The organism is Streptomyces sp. NPDC002911 (assembly GCF_053591835.1).
The window spans coordinates 203,549-220,643 of the sequence record NZ_JBSFUO010000009.1 but is presented as its reverse complement, the minus strand read 5'-3'; the positions used below and the strand labels follow the sequence as shown (position 1 = coordinate 220,643).

The following is a 17,095-nucleotide window of genomic DNA, read 5'->3' as shown; positions in this document are numbered from 1 at the left end:
CTGCCATGGCGCTCTCCCTCTACGTCGACACCGTGCGCTGGCGGGCGCACCAGAAGTCCGTGCTCGACCAGTTCCCCGGTCTTGTCCCCGTCTGCAAGGGCAACGGATACGGCTTCGGACACGAGCGGCTGGCCGACGAGGCGATCCGTTTCGGGTCCGACACGCTGGCTGTCGGGACCACGTACGAGGCCGCTCGCATCAAGGACTGGTTCAGCGGGGACCTGCTGGTCCTCACGCCCTTCCGCCGGGGCGAGGAGCCGGTGCCGCTGCCCGACCGCGTCATCCGTTCCGTCTCCTCCGTGGACGGTGTGCACGCCTTGGTGGGCGCGCGCGTGGTCATCGAGTGCATGAGCTCGATGAAGCGCCATGGTGTGAAGGAGGAGGAGCTCGGTCAGCTGCACGCGGCCATCGAGGACGTACGCCTCGAGGGTTTCGCGTTGCACCTGCCGCTCGACCGCACGGACGGTTCGGACGCGGTCGAGGAGGTCATCGCCTGGATGGACCGCCTGCGCGCCGCCCGGCTGCCCCTGCACACGATGTTCGTCAGCCATCTGCGGTCCGAGGAACTGACACGGCTGCGGCAGCAGTTCCCCCAGACCCTCTTCCGCGCGCGCATCGGCACGCGGCTCTGGCTCGGCGACCACGACGCGACGGAGTACCGCGGCGCGGTTCTCGACGTCACGCGCGTCGCCAAGGGGGACCGTTTCGGCTACCGCCAGCAGAAGGCCGCATCCGACGGGTGGCTGGTGGTCGTCGCCGGAGGGACCTCCCATGGTGTCGGCCTGGAGGCGCCGAAGGCCCTGCACGGGGTGATGCCGCGCGCCAAGGGCGTCGCGCGCGCCGGGCTGGCCACGGTCAACCGCAACCTGTCACCGTTCGTCTGGGCGGGCAAGCAGCGCTGGTTCGCCGAACCGCCGCACATGCAGGTGTCGATCCTCTTCGTGCCCTCGGACGCTTCGGAGCCGAGGGTCGGCGACGAACTGGTGGCCCATCTGCGCCACACCACCACCCAGTTCGACCGCCTCGTGGACCGGTAGACCCGGCCCTCCGGTCAGTCGGAGGCCGCCCTGCCCGCCGTGCCCCACTCCACCCGCGGCCCCTCGACCGCGGGTGTGGCATGGGGAGCCGGATCATGACGCACCCGCAGGAGCGCCACCCGGTCCGGCGCCCCGTCGAGCACCCCGCCCGAAGGATCGTCGGACCCGTCACGCCGCACGGGATCCCGGTCCGGCCGCAGGATGTCCCTGACGATCACGGCGCAGAGGTAGAGCGTGCCCAGCAGATGCAGGGCGATGGCGACCTGGTAGCCCTCCTGCGGGAGCCCCTGGTGCTTGTCGCCGCTCGTCGTGTACGCGAGGTAGAACCAGATCCCAAGGAAGTACATGACCTCGCAGGCCTGCCACACGAGAAAGTCCCGCCAGCGGGGCCTGGCCAGCGCGGCCAGAGGGATCAGCCAGAGCACGTACTGCGGTGAGTAGACCTTGTTGGTCAGGATGAACGCGGCCACCACCAGGAACGCCAGCTGGGCGAAGCGCGGCCGGTGCCGGGCGGTCAGCGTCAGCCCCGCGATGCCCGCACACAGCACGATCATCAGCAGCACCGAGGCCGTGTTCACCGTGCTCACGTCGATGGGGCGGCCGGTGCGCTGGGTGATGATCAGCCAGAACGAGCCGTAGTCGATCTGCCGTTCCTGGCTGAACGTGTAGAACTTCTTCCACCCTTCCGGGGCGTACGCCATCACCGGAAGGTTCACCAGCAGCCAGGCCGCCGCCGCGCCGAACAGCGCCACCCCGTACGGCCGCCACTTCCCGGCGCGCCAGCACAGCACCAGCAGGGGTCCGAGGATCAGCACGGGGTAGAGCTTGGCGGCGGTGGCGAGGCCGATGAAGATGCCGAAGGTGAGGTTCCTGCCGCGGGACCACATGAGCATCGCCGCGGCGGTGAGCGCGACGGCCAGCAGATCCCAGTTGATCGTCGCGGTGAGCGCGGCCGCCGGGGCGAGGGCGACCAGAAGCCCGTCCCAGGGGCGGCGCCAGTGCGTACGGGCGACACACACCGCGATGATCACGGCGCAGATCATCAGCATGCCGGCGTTGACCATCCAGTACATCTGCTCGCGCTGCTGCACGGGGTCCGAGGACGGGGTCAGCGTCAGCCAGGACGCGACCTGCATGAAGACGCCGGTCAGGACCGGGTACTCGAGGTACGCCATGTCACCGCTGAGGCGGTCGACGTACGGCACCAGGCCGTCGGCGAAACCGCGCCCGACGTAGAGGTGCGGGATGTCGGAGTAGCACGCGTGCGTGTACTGGGAACTGGTGCCGCGGAACCATGCCCAGTCGTAGCAGGGGATCTTCTGCACCATGCCGAGCGCGAACATCCCGATCGCCACCAGCACGATGACACGCACCGGTGTGAGCGGTCCCGATCCGAACCGTGCCCAGCGGCCCGCAGGACCGCCGAACAGCTCACTGCCCGCTGCGGCGATCTCGTCCTGTCGCGTGGGCGGTACGACGGACGGCTCCTGGTGCACGCTCGTGTCTTCTGCGCTTGGCATGCCGCACATCCTGCCGTACGGCACTGTGTGCGGGCGTGGCCCGTGTCCGGAACACAGGAAAGGGCCGTCGGCACCTGGCAGGTGCCGACGGCCCTCGTCACGCGTGTCCGGCAGGCCCCTGACGGGGCCTCCGGAGGGCGGTGGCGTCATGCGCGCCGCCCTTGGGTGCTAGCCGCCGCCGCCGAACACTCCGCCGCGGTCGCTCTCCTCGCCCTCCGTCGTGCCTTCGGTCGTGCCTTCGGTCGTCCCGGCGTCCCCTCCGCCCTCCGTGGCCCCGGCATCCGTCCCACCGTCGGCGCCGTCGGTGGTGCCACCGTTGTCGTTACCGTCGGTCGCCCCGCCGTCCTGGTCGCCGTTCTTGCAATCCCAGTCGAGCGGAGCACACGTCGTCTCGCTCGGCGAGGGGGAGGGGGTCGTCGGAGTGGGGCTCGGCGACTCGGACTCTTCGGCCGACTCCGAAGGCTCAGGCGTCGGACTGGGCGACGGGGTCGGACTGGGCAAGACGCCGACGAGCTCGCCGTACGGTTCCGCCTTCGGGAACCGCACGACCTTTTCCCCCTTCATGGCTTCGGCCATGTAGTCGTGCCAGATCTGCGCGGGGAACGAGGCACCGTGAATCGACTTCTCGCCGCCGGTGCCGTACATCTCCAGGAACTGGCGGTTCTTCTTCGTCTCGTCGTCATCCATCCGGAACATGCTGACGGCCGTCGACAGCTGCGGGGTGTAACCGACGAACCAGGCAGACTTGTTGCCGTCCGTGGTGCCCGTCTTACCGGCCACGTCGCGTCCCGGGAGCTGGGCGGGCGTACCCGTTCCGTTCTCGACGACGTTCTTCAGCACATCGGTCACGTTGTCCGCGATGATGCTCGGGAACGCATCCTTCGTCTCCGTCTTGTGCTGATAGATGACCTCCCCCTTGTGCTTGACCTCGGTGACCGAGAAGGGCTCCCGCTGCTTTCCGCTGGTGGCGAAGGTGGCGTACGAGCCGGCCATCCGGATGGCACTCGGCGAGGACGTACCGATGGAGAACGAAGGGACGCTCGAGTTCGCCATGTAGTCGTCGTCACGCAGCCCCGCGTCGATGGCGGCCTGCTTCACCTTGTCGGTGCCGACGTCCATGCCGAGCTGCACGAAGGGGGAGTTGGCGGACTCCTGCATGGCGTAGCGGAGGCTGATGTCTCCGTAGTCCTTGTCCCCGTCGTTGGTCTGGAGCCACTCCTTGCCTTCTTTGTTCTGCCAGACCTCGCCGTTGTACTGGTTGATCTTCAGCTCGTTGTCGCCGTTGTAGATGCTCTTCGGCGAGACGGGGGAACGCTCCGAGTCGCTCTGCTCGGGGCCGAGCTCGGGATCGCGCTTGCCGTACTCCATGGCGGCTGCCAGCACGAACGGCTTCCATGTCGAACCGACCTGCGCACCGGTCGCGTCGGCGTTGTTGGTGTAGTGCTGCGTCGCGTCCTGACCGCCGTACGTGGCGACGATGGCGCCCGTCTTGGTGTCCACAGACGCTCCGCCGAACTCGACGTGCGTGTCCTTGTCGGGACGCTTTTCCGGGTCGATCTTGGCCTTGTACACCTTCGTGATCGACTTCTCGAGCTCTTCGACCTTCTTCTTGTCGAAGGTCGTGTGGATCTCGTAGCCGCCCTGGGACAGTTCCTTCTCCGTGACGCCCTCGTCGTTGTGCGCGATGAAGTACTTGGTGGCGAGGTCGACCAGGTATCCGGTCTGGCCGCCGAGCTTGGCGTCCTTCTTCGGCTTGATCGGCTCGGGGAACGTCGTGTACGTGGCGCGCTGCGCCGCGCTCATCTTGCCGTCCTTCACCTCTTCGTCGAGGATCCAGCTCCATCGCAGCTTGGCCCGCCTGGTGTTCTTCTCTGCGGTGGCATTCACCGGGTCCACCTCGGGGGCACCGGCGGGGTCGTAGTAGCTCGCGCCCTTGAGCAGCGTGGCCAGGAAGGCGCACTCGCTCGCGTTCAGCTGGGTGGCGTCCTTGTTGTAGTACGCACGTGCCGCGGCCTGCAGTCCCGAAGCGCCCCGGCCGTAGTAGGAGACGTTGAGGTACCCCTCCATGACCTTTTTCTTGCTCACCTGCTCACCGACCTTGAGCGTGATGAAGAGTTCCTTGATCTTCCGGCTCAGGGTCTGGTCCTGGGTGAGCATGGAGTTCTTCACGTACTGCTGGGTGATGGTCGAGCCACCCTGCGTGTCACCTCCCCGCGCCATGTTCCAGAAGGCGCGGGCGATACCCATGGGGTCGATGCCCCTGTCGTCCTCGAACGACTTGTTCTCGGCCGAGATGACGGCGTTCCGCATCTCTTCGGGAATCTGGGCGTACTCGAGCGACTGGCGGTTGACGGAACCACCGGTGGCGACCATCTGAGTGTCGTCGGCCCAGTAGTAGACGTTGTTCTGTGCTTTGGCGTCGTCCTTGACCTGGGGCGGAACCACCAGCGCGTACGCGATGCCGGCCGCACCCATCATCAGGCCCAGGAAACCCAGGCACAGACCGGAGACCAGCCGCCACGACGGGACCCAGCGGCGGAAGCCGTCCTTACCGGCCCGCGGGTAGTCGACGACGCGCTTCTTGCCGGAGTCGACACGACCTCGGCCGCGGCCTTCAGGACCGCTGCTGTCTCCACCTCCCCGCCGCCTGACTCCGCCGCGCTGGGCGGCGCGACGCGCTTCGGCGCGGCTGCCGTAGGCCGGCTCCTCGCCGTGCGCTGCGGATGGTGACGACGAAGTTGCCCTGCGTGACGAATCGGTGCGACGTCCAGCAGGTTGTTGGGCGGCTCGTCTGGCCGCTGCGCGCCCGCCACCTTGCGGGGGCGGCGTTTTGCGACGGTGCTCGCTCATCGAACGACTACTCCTCGGGCAGGCGAGAGCGCCTGGAAGCGGCAGTTGAGATCCGGTCCCCCCGAATTGCGGACGAGCCCTGCGGAAGGCTCACCCGCAGTACATCCGGCAGTCCGCGATTACTGACGCACGGAGGCGTCTCACGGTTCCCGGTGGTCTGCATGCCGCACAGACTACGCACGGTCAAAAACCTCCGGAGACCGAACTTCACCCCAAATTACGCAAGTCACTCCCTATGAATCGGGGATGTGACGCCGCTCACGAACCACCCCCTTGTCGAACATCACGAGTCGATCTATCGTGCTGATGTATCGAGTCGATACATCAGCACGGCATAGGGTGGGCCCAGCAGCCTGCGGAAGCACCAGGTGGAAGAGGAGGCGAAGGTGAGCAGACGCTCCGGCATCCTCGAATTCGCCGTACTCGGCCTGGTTCGTGAGTCCCCCATGCACGGCTACGAGCTGCGCAAGCGCCTCAACACGTCGCTGGGAATCTTCCGCGCCTTCAGCTACGGCACCCTCTATCCCTGCCTCAAGACGCTGGTCGCCAACGGCTGGTTGATCGAGGAACCGGGAAGTGTTCCGGCTTCGCCACCCGCCGCAGGCCGTGGGGGCGCCCCCGCATCCTCGATGGCCGGGCGTCGCGCCAAGATCGTCTACCGGTTGACGGCAGACGGTAAGGAGCACTTCGAGGAGCTGCTCTCGCACACCGGTCCGGACTCCTGGGAGGACGAGCACTTCGCGGCTCGTTTCGCCTTCTTCGGACAGACGGAGCGCGAGGTGCGGATGCGCGTGCTCGAGGGCCGCCGCAGCAGACTGGAGGAGCGCCTCGAGAAGATGCGCGCCTCGCTCGCCCGCACCCGCGAACGACTCGACGACTACACGCTTGAGCTGCAGCGACACGGCATGGAGTCCGTGGAGCGCGAGGTGCGCTGGCTGAACGAGCTCATCGAGAGCGAGCGGTCGGGACGGGATCAGCGACGATCCTCGCCCGAGAGCTCCAATCAGCACGACACATCAGGAGAAGCGGGCGGCCTGCCCCGGCACGGGGATGACACCCGGCCGGATCCGTCCGACGACACCAAGTGACATCCCCGCAGATCCGCAAGGCGTCATCGGGGAACACCGAGAACACACAGGGAGCAATCGGCATGGGTTCGGTTCGCGTAGCCATCGTCGGCGTGGGCAACTGCGCCGCCTCGCTGGTGCAGGGCGTCGAGTACTACAAGGACGCCGATCCGGCCGGCAAGGTGCCCGGTCTGATGCACGTCCAGTTCGGCGAGTATCACGTGAGCGACGTCGAGTTCGTCGCCGCCTTCGACGTCGACGCGAAGAAGGTCGGCCTCGACCTCGCGGACGCCATCGGCGCCAGCGAGAACAACACCATCAAGCTCGCCGACGTGCCGAACACCGGCGTGACCGTTCAGCGCGGCCACACCCATGACGGTCTGGGCAAGTACTACCGCGAGACGATCGAGGAGTCCGCCGACGCCCCGGTCGACATCGTCCAGATCCTCAAGGACAAGCAGGTCGACGTACTCGTCTGCTACCTGCCCGTCGGTTCCGAGGTTGCCGCGAAGTTCTATGCGCAGTGCGCCATCGACGCCAAGGTCGCGTTCGTCAACGCCCTCCCGGTGTTCATCGCCGGCACCAAGGAGTGGGCCGACAAGTTCACCGAGGCCGGTGTGCCCATCGTCGGCGACGACATCAAGTCCCAGGTCGGCGCCACCATCACGCACCGTGTGATGGCGAAGCTCTTCGAGGACCGGGGCGTCATCCTGGACCGCACGATGCAGCTGAACGTCGGCGGCAACATGGACTTCAAGAACATGCTCGAGCGTGAGCGCCTGGAGTCCAAGAAGATCTCCAAGACGCAGGCCGTCACCTCACAGATCCGCGACCGCGAGCTCGGTGCGGACAACGTCCACATCGGCCCGTCGGACTACGTGGCCTGGCTGGACGACCGCAAGTGGGCGTACGTGCGCCTCGAGGGCCGTGCCTTCGGTGACGTCCCGCTGAACCTGGAGTACAAGCTCGAGGTCTGGGACTCCCCGAACTCCGCCGGTGTCATCATCGACGCCGTGCGCGCTGCGAAGATCGCCAAGGACCGCGGCATCGGCGGCCCGATCCTCTCGGCTTCCTCGTACTTCATGAAGTCCCCGCCGGTCCAGTACTTCGACGACGAGGCCCGCGAGAACGTCGAGAAGTTCATCAACGGCGACGTCGAGCGCTGATCCAGCCGGTCACTGCTTCAACGGCACATCTCCATGTGGGGGCCCCGGGCAATCCGTCCGGAGGTCCCCCACATGTGTGACCCTTGCGCACATGCCTGTCGTGCGTGATCTGGGCGTGCTCCTACGCCTTCGGAACTTCCGTCGCCTGCTCGCTGTACGGCTTCTCTCCCAGTCGGCCGATGGCGTCTATCAGGTCGCGCTCGCCACCCACGTCGTCTTCGCACCGGAAAAGCAGACAACGCCGGGTGCCATCGCGTCCGCCATGGCTGTGCTGCTGCTGCCGTACTCGCTGATCGGACCGTTCGCCGGAGTCCTGCTCGACCGCTGGCCCCGGCGCCAGGTCTTCCTGTACGGAAACCTGCTGCGAGCCGCTCTGGCCTGCTGCACGGCCCTGCTGCTCCTGAGTTCCGTCCCGGACTGGCTGTTCTACGCCTCTGCCCTCTGCGTCACCGCGGTCAACCGTTTCGTACTGGCGGGACTGTCGGCAGCCCTCCCTCGCGTCGTCGACACCGAACGGCTCGTCCTCGCCAACTCCCTCTCCCCGACGGCCGGCACGTTGGCCGCCACTGCGGGCGGGGGCCTTGCCCTGGCCATCCGGCTGCTGACAGACGGGTCCGATGCCGCTGTAGTCCTGCTGGGCGCGATCCTCTACCTTCTCTCGGCGCTGGTTTCGCTGGCCTTGCCCCGCACACTCCTCGGACCGGATCGGGGCCTGCGCCACGTGCCGCTACGGGAGGCGCTCACCACTACCGCACAGGGGCTCGTCGCGGGGTTGCGCCATCTGGCCGAGCGAAGGGACGCCGCTCACGCACTGGCGGCAATGACCGTGATGCGCTTCTGCTACGGGGCACTGACCGTGATGGTGCTGATGCTGTGCCGCTACGCCTGGTCCGACACCGAGGCCGACGGCTTGGCCCTCCTCGGCCTCGCGCTCGGCTCTTCCGCCGCGGGGTATTTCGTGGCGGCCCTGATGTCTCCGTGGGCGGTCGGGCGCTTCGGGCGGTACGGCTGGCTGGCGGGCTGCGCCGGGGCAGCTGCCCTCCTGGAGCCGGCGCTCGGGCTTCCGTTCACCCTTACCCCGATGCTGGCGGCGGCCTTCGTTCTCGGGCTCGTGACCCAGGGGGCGAAGATCGCGACGGATACCGAGGTGCAGACCTCCGTGGACGACGCCTACCGCGGCCGGGTCTTCTCGCTCTATGACGTGCTGTTCAACGTCGCCTTCGTCGCCGCTGCGGGAATGTCCACCCTCGCGCTACCCCCTGACGGGCGGTCTGTCGTCGTAGTGCTCACCGTGGCCGCGCTCTACGCCATTGTTTCGGTGGCCATGCTTCGCCGACGGCGGGTGAGCATCGCGCTCCGGCACGCCCGCACCAAGAAATGAGGGGCGTTGTTTCACGTGAAACAACGCCCCTCATCGCGCAGCCCCGCATCACTTCCCGGCGCACCGCTGTGTTTCACGTGAAACACAGCGGGTTCCTCAGCCCTGGGCGGCCCACCACTCCTTGAGCGCCGCGATCGCGGTATCGCGCTCCATCGGGCCGTTCTCCAGCCGGAGCTCCAGCAGGAAGGAGTAAGCCTTGCCGATCACGGGCCCGGGCGCCACCCCCAGGATCTGCATGATCTCGTTGCCGTCCAGGTCGGGCCGGATCGCCTCCAACTGCTCCTGCTCCTGCAGCTGCCCGATTCGCTCCTCCAGCCCGTCGTAGGTACGCGACAAGGCATTGGCCTTGCGCTTGTTCCGCGTCGTGCAGTCGGAGCGCGTCAGCTTGTGCAGCCGGCTCAGCAGCGGTCCCGCGTCCCGCACGTACCTGCGCACCGCGGAGTCGGTCCATTCCCCGTCGCCGTATCCGTGGAAGCGCAGATGCAGCTCCACCAGCTTCGAGACGTCCTTGACCATGTCGTTGGAGTACTTGAGCTCGGTCATCCGCTTCTTGGCCATCTTGGCTCCCACCACTTCGTGGTGGTGGAAGGAGACGCGGCCGTCCTTCTCGAAGCGCCGCGTCCTCGGCTTCCCGATGTCGTGGAGCAGGGCCGCGAGGCGCAGCACCAGGTCCGCACCGTCCTCCTCGAGATCGATGGCTTGCTCCAGGACCGTCAGAGAGTGCTCGTAGACGTCCTTGTGGCGGTGATGCTCATCACTTTCCAGACGGAGCGCGGGGAGCTCGGGCATGACCCGGTCGGCCAGGCCCGTGTCCACGAGAAGCCCCAGTCCCTTGCGGGGGTGAGCGGAGAGCAGCAGTTTGTTGAGCTCCTCCCGGACCCGCTCGGCCGAGACGATCTCGATGCGTCCCGCCATGTCCGTCATGGCCTTAACGACGTCGGGGGCCACCTCGAAGTCCAGTTGCGCGGCAAAGCGTGCGGCGCGCAGCATGCGCAGCGGGTCGTCGGAGAAGGACGCCTCCGGTGTGCCAGGAGTGCGCAGTACACGCTGCGCCAGGTCATCGAGGCCGCCGTGCGGGTCGACGAACTCCTTCTGCGGCAGCGCGACGGCCATGGCGTTGACAGTGAAATCACGGCGCACGAGGTCGTCCTCGATCGAGTCGCCGTAGGAGACCTCAGGCTTGCGCGAGGTCCTGTCGTACGCCTCCGACCGGTAGGTCGTGACCTCGATCTGGTAGCCGTCCTTCTGCGAGCCGACGGTGCCGAACGCGATTCCGACCTCCCAGACCGAGTCCGCCCAGGGCCGGACGATCTTGAGTACGGCCTCCGGGCGGGCGTCGGTCGTGAAGTCCAGGTCGTTTCCGAGTCTGCCGAGCAACGCGTCGCGGACCGACCCACCGACCAGGGCAAGGTTGAATCCGGCTTCCTGGAATCGGTGAGCGAGGTCATCGGCGACGGGGGACACCCGCAGCAGTTCGCTGACTGCGCGGTGCTGCACCTGGCTCAGTGCACGGGGGCTGTCTTCGTTGGCATTCGGCACAACAGAAAAGGGTACGTGTACCGACCGGCCCGGGCGTCATCGTTTCTTGCGGCCCTGCGAGACTCTCCCGATCATGTGGCACGGTCCCCGGCACTCAGGCGTCCGGCACATCGTTACCATGCGGGGACGCAGAGACCGGCAGGGCCGGTACAAGCTGACGACGACGAGGGACGGGTACGCGTGGCCGAGGCGGAAGACTTTCAGGGGATGAATCCCTCCCCTGCCCGCCGGTGGCTCCGGCAGGCAGCCTCGTTGATCGTCGGGGCACCGCTGATCGCCGGCCTCCTGGCCGGTCCCGCAACACCCTCGGCCCAAGCCGAGGAAGTGTCGAAGGCGCCCACCGGATCGCGCACCGTCGACGTGTCCCTGGACACGCTCGCACCCAGCGCACCGGTCGAAGGCGACACACTCATCGTCTCCGGCACCCTCACCAACAAGGGCAGGAAAGCGGTCACGAACGCTGAGGTCGACCTGCGCGTCGGGCCGCAGCTGTCGGACAGAGGGGCTGTCGACGAGGCCGCCAAGCGCACCGGATATCTGCCCGGCAGTGACCCGGCCAAGCTCGGCGACGCGTACACACTGAAGGTTCCCGAGCTCTCGTCCGGGATCAGCCAGGACTTCACCCTCTCCGTCCCGGTGGACAAGCTGGACCTGGACGCCGAGGGCGTCTACCAGCTCGGGGTATCCCTTACCGGCCGGACCACCGACTACGCCTACGACCAGGTGCTCGGCATCCAGCGGACCTTCCTTCCGTGGCAGCCGGAAGACGCCGAGAGCAAGACCAAGCTCACTTTCCTCTGGCCGCTGATCGCATCAGCACACGTCACCGCCGAGACAGGCTCCGACGAACAGCAGACCCCTGTATTCGCCGATGACGACCTGGCCCTCGAGCTCGCTCCGGGCGGCCGCCTGGAACAGTTGGTCTCACTGGGGCGGCAGCTCCCCGTGACGTGGGTGATCGATCCGGACCTGCTGGCCTCCGTCGACGCGATGACGAAGAACTACCGCGTCAAGGTCGGTGACACCACAGTCGCGGGGAAGAATCAGGCCATCGCCAAGAAATGGCTCATGGATCTACAGGCGGCCGCCAAGGACGGGAAGGTGGTGGCCCTGCCGTTCGCCGACCCCGATCTCGCGTCCATCGCCCACCGCGGCAAGAACGTTTCGGGTGCCCTCAGTCACCTGCAGACGGCAACCGAGGTCGCGGCCACGACGGTGGAAACCGTCCTTCACGTGAAGCCGTCCACCGACTTCGCCTGGCCGGTGGACGGTGCGATCGATCCCTCGGTCGTCGACGTCGCCACCTCAGCCGGTGCGCACAAGGTGATCGCCCGCAGCGACAGCCTCAAGGAGACCGGCGGGCTGCCCTACACACCGACCTCGGCCCGGCCGATCGGCGGGGGCACCACCGCCGTCGTCTCCGACTACCGGCTCTCCACCGCGTTCACCGGCGACATGGCCAAGGCCGGCGCCTCGACACTCGCCGTCCAGGAATTCCTGGCTCAGACGCTGACCTTGACGGAGCAGGCCCCTGACAGCGAGCGCAGCATCGTCGTCGCCCCGCAGCGGACTCCCGACGCCGCCCAGGCACAGACCATGGCTCGCGCCCTGCAGGCCCTCACGGCCGAACACTGGACGCAGCCCCTCGACCTGACGGCGGCGGCCGAACAGAAACCCGATGCCCGGGCCACCACCAAGGTGCCCCGGGCCTCCAAGTACCCGAAGAAGCTGCGAAGCCAGGAGCTGCCCACCCAGGCGTTCCAGGACATCAGGACGACACAGGACTCGCTCAACCGTCTCCAGGTCATCCTCACGCAGCCGGACCGGGTGGTCACCCCCTTCGGGAACGCGATCAACCGCTCCGTGTCGACGTCATGGCGCGGGAGGCCGCTGGAGGCCCAGCGGTACAGAGATGCGGTCCGCACCTATCTGCAGGGCCTCACCAATGAGGTCCAGCTGATCTCGAAGTCGGATGTGACCCTGTCCGGACGCAGCGCCACGATCCCGGTGACCGTGCAGAACAAACTGGTTCAGGGTGTCGATCACCTCGTGCTCCGTCTGACGTCGAGCAACGCCACCCGTCTCAAGCTCAACGACGGCGGAGCTGTCGCCGAACAGCCTGTCGACATCGCGGGCGGACACAGCCAGTCCGTAAAATTCGACGCCTCGGCCAATGCCAACGGCCAGGCACAGGTCACCGCACGGCTGTTCACCGCGGACGGCGCTCCGTACGGCGAAGCGATGACCTTCACGGTAAAGGTCTCGGAAGTCACACCGACGGTGCTCCTGGTGATCGCCGGCGGTCTGCTGCTGCTGGTCCTGGCGGGCATCAGGATGTACACCCACCGCAAGCGCACCGTGGCCGCCGGCGCGGCGGAGAACAGCGACGGCGAACCCGAGCAGCCGAGTGACCCTACGCCGGACACCGGTCCGGGAAGCGGAAACCCCTCGGGCCCGGGTGAGAAAGTGGACCGTTGAGCGATGTCTGTCGTGGCCTGTCGGCCGGGGACAATAAGGTGGGGTTTCGATGAACGCGCCGTACGACGGTGACCGCGGCCAGGGCGCGGGCGGAGCAGGTTCTTCCGGCGGTCCGCCGGTACCACCGGGCACCGGCCAGGGCGGGGAGGTAACCGACCCCTACCTGCAGCACGCGTACGACCACGATCCGTACCGTGCTCAGGACCTCGTCGCGCAGGATCCGGTGGCCGAGGCACTCTATGACCGCGCTTCACATCCGCCACCGCCTCCGGGCACCTATCAGGAGCCGCAGGCCCTCTATCAGCAGCCTCCGGCAGCCCAGCACGCCCCTGACCCTCGTATCTGGGCCCAGACGCCGCCACCGGAGCCCGCAGGCCCTTCCCGGCACCTGCCGTACGGCGACAACGCCGCGACCACCCAGTACGTAGGCGTGGACGACCTGGTCACGCAGGCTTCCGGCGACCGTGGGGAACAGGACGCCTTCGCTCACCTCTTCCGTGACCAGGAAGGGTCGGGCCGGCCTCCCGGTCCTTCTCCCGAGCCTGAAGCGGCTCCGCCCGTACCGCCTAAGTCCGGCGGGCGGGCCGCTGGGATACTGAAGTCCAGCGCACTGATGGCGGCGGGCACCCTGGTGTCCCGGCTCACCGGCTTCGTCCGCAGCCTCGTGATCACTGCGGCGCTGGGCGCGGCTCTGCTCGGTGACAGCTTCACCATCGCCTACACCCTGCCGACGATGATCTACATCCTGACGGTGGGCGGCGGACTCAACTCGGTCTTCGTCCCCCAGCTCGTCCGGTCCATGAAGGACGACGAGGACGGCGGCGAGGCCTTCGCCAACCGGCTGCTGACGCTCGTCATGGTCGCCCTCGGCGTGATCGTCGGTATCGCCGTCTTTGCTGCTCCGTGGCTCATCCACATGATGTCCCCGACCATCGCCAACGATGCCGCGGCGAACAGCGTGGCCGTCGCCTTCGCCCGCTTCTGCCTGCCGACGATCTTCTTCATGGGCGTCCATGTCGTCATGGGCCAGATCCTCAATGCCCGCGGAAAATTCGGCGCGATGATGTGGACCCCGGTCCTCAACAACATCGTCATGATCTTCACCTTCGGCCTGTTCATCTGGGTCTACGGCTCCTCGGCCGAATCCCGGATGGGCGTGGAGACGATCCCTGCCGAAGGTGTCCGTCTGCTCGGCATCGGTACGCTGCTCGGTCTTGCCGTCCAGGCCCTGGCCATGATCCCGTACCTCCGGGAGGCCGGATTCCGCTTCCGTCCCCGCTTCGACTGGAAGGGACACGGGCTCGGAAAGACGATCAAGCTCGCCAAGTGGACGGTTCTCTTCGTTCTGGCCAACCAGGCCGGCGTCATCGTCGTCACGCAGCTGGCGACCGCGGCCGGCAAGCTGTCGGGCAAGGACGGTACGGGCTTCCTCGCCTACTCCAATGCCCAGCTGATCTGGGGCATGCCTCAGGCCATCATCACGGTCTCGGTCATGGCAGCCCTGCTGCCCCGCATCTCCCGCGCCGCCCATGACAACGACCCCGGGGCTGTCCGCGACGACATCTCACAAGGTCTGCGCAATTCGGCGGTGGCCATCGTCCCGGTCGCTTTCACCTTCGTCGCGCTCGGTCTCCCGATGTGCACCCTGCTCTACGCTTCCAGTGGCACCGAGGCCGCACGGTCCATGGGCTTCATCCTGATGGCGTTCGGCCTCGGCCTCATCCCGTACTCCGTGCAGTACGTCGTGCTCCGCGGCTTCTACGCGTACGAGGACACCCGCACCCCCTTCTACAACACGGTCATCGTCGCAGCGGTCAATGCCGCGGCCTCCGCCCTCTGCTACGTGGTTCTTCCGGCCCAGTGGGCAGTCGTGGGGATGGCTGCCTCCTACGGGCTGGCCTACACGGTCGGCGTCGGTATCGCCTGGCGACGACTGAGCAACCGGCTCGGCGGCGACCTCGACGGCGCCCGTGTGGTGCGTACCTACGCCCGTCTCTGCCTGGCCGCGATCCCCGCGGCAGTGGTCGGCGGCGGGGTGGGTTTCGCTCTCCTGACGGCCCTGGGTGACGGAGCCGGCGGTTCGGTGGTGGCACTGGTCTGTGGCAGCGTCGTCCTGCTGGGCATCTTCTTCGTCGCTGCGAAGAAGATGCGTATCGAGGAGCTCAACGGCATGGTCGGCATGGTCCGGGGACGGCTCGGCCGCTGAATGCGCTTCGAACCGCACAACCATCGCTGGACACCGCGTGTCGTGCATAGCGCCGGAGTGTGGGCACAATTGGCGTGACTGTGGCGAGCTGGCTGGCATCGCGCAACGGATGGGGAGGCAGGAACGACGGTGGCGGAACGTAGCACGGCCGCTGTCGACGTGGCCGACAACAGCGGCGACGAGCCGCTGACCGCCAAGGCGGACGCGGCCACGACCGACGGGACGGCACATACCCAGAACGAAGAGGGCGCAAGCCCGCAGGACGCGCCGAGCGGACATGACAGCTCGGACGCCGTACCGGCGTCACCCGACCTGCACAGCGGTCACAAGCTGGCCAGTCGGTACCGGCTCGAGGAGTGCGTCACCCGGCTGGACGGATTCAGCAGCTGGCGCGCTGTCGACGAAAAACTACGGCGCGCGGTGGGTGTGCATCTGCTGCCCGCCGATCACCCGCGCGCCCGCTCGGTGCTGGCCGCGGCCCGCTCCTCCGCGCTTCTCGGTGACCCTCGCTTCGTCCAGGTCCTGGACGCCGTGGAGGAGGACGACCTCGTCTACGTCGTCCACGAATGGCTCCCCGACGCCACCGAGCTCACGGCGCTGCTGGCCGGTGGCCCTCTGGAGGCCCACGACGCGTACCAGCTCGTGAGTCAGATCTCGCAGGCCATGTCCGCCGCACACCGCGAAGGGCTCGCACATCTGCGTCTCACGCCGGGCGCCGTACTGCGCACCTCGACCGGCCAGTACCGGATCCGCGGTCTGGCCGTGAACGCCGCACTGCGCGGCATCACCGCCGACCAGCCCCTGCGCACGGACACCGAGGCCATCGGCGCACTCCTCTACGCCGCCCTGACCCGGCGCTGGCCCTACGAGAGCGACGCCTACGGCCTCTCCGGGCTCCCCAAGGACCTGGGCCTGATTCCCCCGGACCAAGTGCGTGCCGGCGTCCACCGCGGTCTGTCGGAGCTCGCCATGCGCGCGCTCGCCAACGACGGCGCCACCGCGTCGCGACAGGAACAGCCGTGCACCACCCCGGATGAGCTGGCGAAGGCCGTCGCGGCCATGCCACGCGTTCTCCCCCCGGAACCCGCCTTCACCGCGCCGCCGGAGTACCAGCGCACGACCTATCAGCAGGGCACGTACGGGCGCCCGTCCTCGCGCCCCGGCTCCACCGCCCAGCCTGTCATCTCAGTCCCTCCGCCCCCTCTCCAGAGCCGCACGGGCAAGGCGCTCAAGTGGGCGGTGTCCGCGCTGCTCATCGCGGCTCTGGGCCTCGGTAGCTGGCAGCTGGCAGAGACCGTCCTGAACCGGGACAACGACTCCGGGGAGCCGACCCCCACGCAGTCCTCCGAAGACGGGAGCGACAAGAAAGCAGTCGAACCCGACAAGCCTGTCAGCATCGCCACCGCCCGGGACTACGATCCTCAGGGCACAGACGGCTCGGAGAAGCCCGCGTCGATAAAGAATGCCTACGACGGGGATGCCAGCTCGTACTGGAGCACCGACGGCTACTACACCTCCGCCTTCGGCAACCTCAAGGACGGCGTGGGAATCGTCCTCGACCTGGGCAAAGTGCAGGAGGTGGGCAACGTCGACGTGTCCTTCCTCGGCGGCAGCACCTCGGTCGAACTGAGGACCGCCGACGGCTCGTCCATTCCGCAGTCACCCGACGGGTTCACCGCGGTCGCGCAGGGCTCCGGGACAAAGGTGTCCCTCAGGCCCGACAAGCCGGTGCAGGCGCGGTACGTTCTGGTCTGGCTGACCAAGGTTCCGCTGAGTAGTGACGACGGCAGGTACCGAGGCAAGATCTCGGACATCAAGATCACGAGCTGACGGCACCAGGGGAGGGGGCTC

Annotated in this window: 10 protein-coding genes; 7 read left to right on the top strand and 3 right to left on the bottom strand. The window is 67.5% G+C overall.

Annotated elements, in window-relative coordinates; all coding sequences use genetic code 11:
* Positions 1-5 precede the first annotated feature (5 nt).
* Complete coding sequence (locus ACWD04_RS17130) at positions 6-1,037, top strand: alanine racemase (RefSeq protein ID WP_451132648.1); 1,032 nt, start codon at positions 6-8, stop codon at positions 1,035-1,037.
* A 14-nt stretch (positions 1,038-1,051) separates the two neighbouring features.
* Here ACWD04_RS17130 and ACWD04_RS17125 read toward each other — a convergent pair whose 3' ends face one another.
* Together ACWD04_RS17125 and ACWD04_RS17120 are read right to left on the bottom strand one after the other, a co-directional pair.
* Complete coding sequence (locus tag ACWD04_RS17125; RefSeq protein WP_451132646.1) at positions 1,052-2,557, bottom strand: glycosyltransferase family 87 protein; 1,506 nt, start codon at positions 2,555-2,557, stop codon at positions 1,052-1,054.
* Positions 2,558-2,725: 168 nt separating this feature from the next.
* A complete protein-coding gene (locus tag ACWD04_RS17120; RefSeq protein ID WP_451132644.1) occupies positions 2,726-5,407 on the bottom strand; it encodes a transglycosylase domain-containing protein in 2,682 nt (893 codons plus the stop codon).
* A gap of 386 nt (positions 5,408-5,793) precedes the next feature.
* On the opposite strand from ACWD04_RS17120, the gene ACWD04_RS17115 reads away from it, so the two are divergent.
* From ACWD04_RS17115 to ACWD04_RS17105, 3 genes are all read left to right on the top strand, one after another.
* The gene (locus ACWD04_RS17115; protein ID WP_451132642.1) at positions 5,794-6,495 is read left to right on the top strand and encodes a helix-turn-helix transcriptional regulator; all 702 of its coding nucleotides are present in this window, start codon (positions 5,794-5,796) and stop codon (positions 6,493-6,495) included.
* A 62-nt stretch (positions 6,496-6,557) separates the two neighbouring features.
* On the top strand, positions 6,558-7,640 hold the full coding sequence (locus ACWD04_RS17110) for an inositol-3-phosphate synthase (protein WP_451132640.1): 1,083 nt from the start codon (positions 6,558-6,560) through the stop codon (positions 7,638-7,640).
* A 91-nt stretch (positions 7,641-7,731) separates the two neighbouring features.
* On the top strand, positions 7,732-9,021 hold the full coding sequence (locus tag ACWD04_RS17105) for an MFS transporter (protein WP_451132638.1): 1,290 nt from the start codon (positions 7,732-7,734) through the stop codon (positions 9,019-9,021).
* 96 nt (positions 9,022-9,117) lie between these two features.
* Here the strand turns inward: ACWD04_RS17105 and ACWD04_RS17100 are convergent, their stop codons facing one another.
* Positions 9,118-10,560: a CCA tRNA nucleotidyltransferase gene (locus ACWD04_RS17100; protein WP_451132636.1), complete on the bottom strand. Its 1,443-nt coding sequence runs from the start codon at positions 10,558-10,560 to the stop codon at positions 9,118-9,120.
* A gap of 180 nt (positions 10,561-10,740) precedes the next feature.
* On the opposite strand from ACWD04_RS17100, the gene ACWD04_RS17095 reads away from it, so the two are divergent.
* The 3 genes from ACWD04_RS17095 (at position 10,741) to ACWD04_RS17085 (ending at position 17,074) form a co-directional block, all read left to right on the top strand.
* Positions 10,741-13,038 (top strand): DUF6049 family protein, encoded by a 2,298-nt coding sequence (locus ACWD04_RS17095; RefSeq protein WP_451132634.1) that lies wholly within the window; start codon positions 10,741-10,743, stop codon positions 13,036-13,038.
* A gap of 49 nt (positions 13,039-13,087) precedes the next feature.
* The gene (gene murJ, locus ACWD04_RS17090; protein ID WP_451132632.1) at positions 13,088-15,244 is read left to right on the top strand and encodes a murein biosynthesis integral membrane protein MurJ; all 2,157 of its coding nucleotides are present in this window, start codon (positions 13,088-13,090) and stop codon (positions 15,242-15,244) included.
* A gap of 129 nt (positions 15,245-15,373) precedes the next feature.
* Positions 15,374-17,074, top strand: coding sequence for a serine/threonine protein kinase (locus ACWD04_RS17085; protein ID WP_451132630.1), 1,701 nt, complete (start codon positions 15,374-15,376; stop codon positions 17,072-17,074).
* Positions 17,075-17,095: the final 21 nt, after the last annotated feature.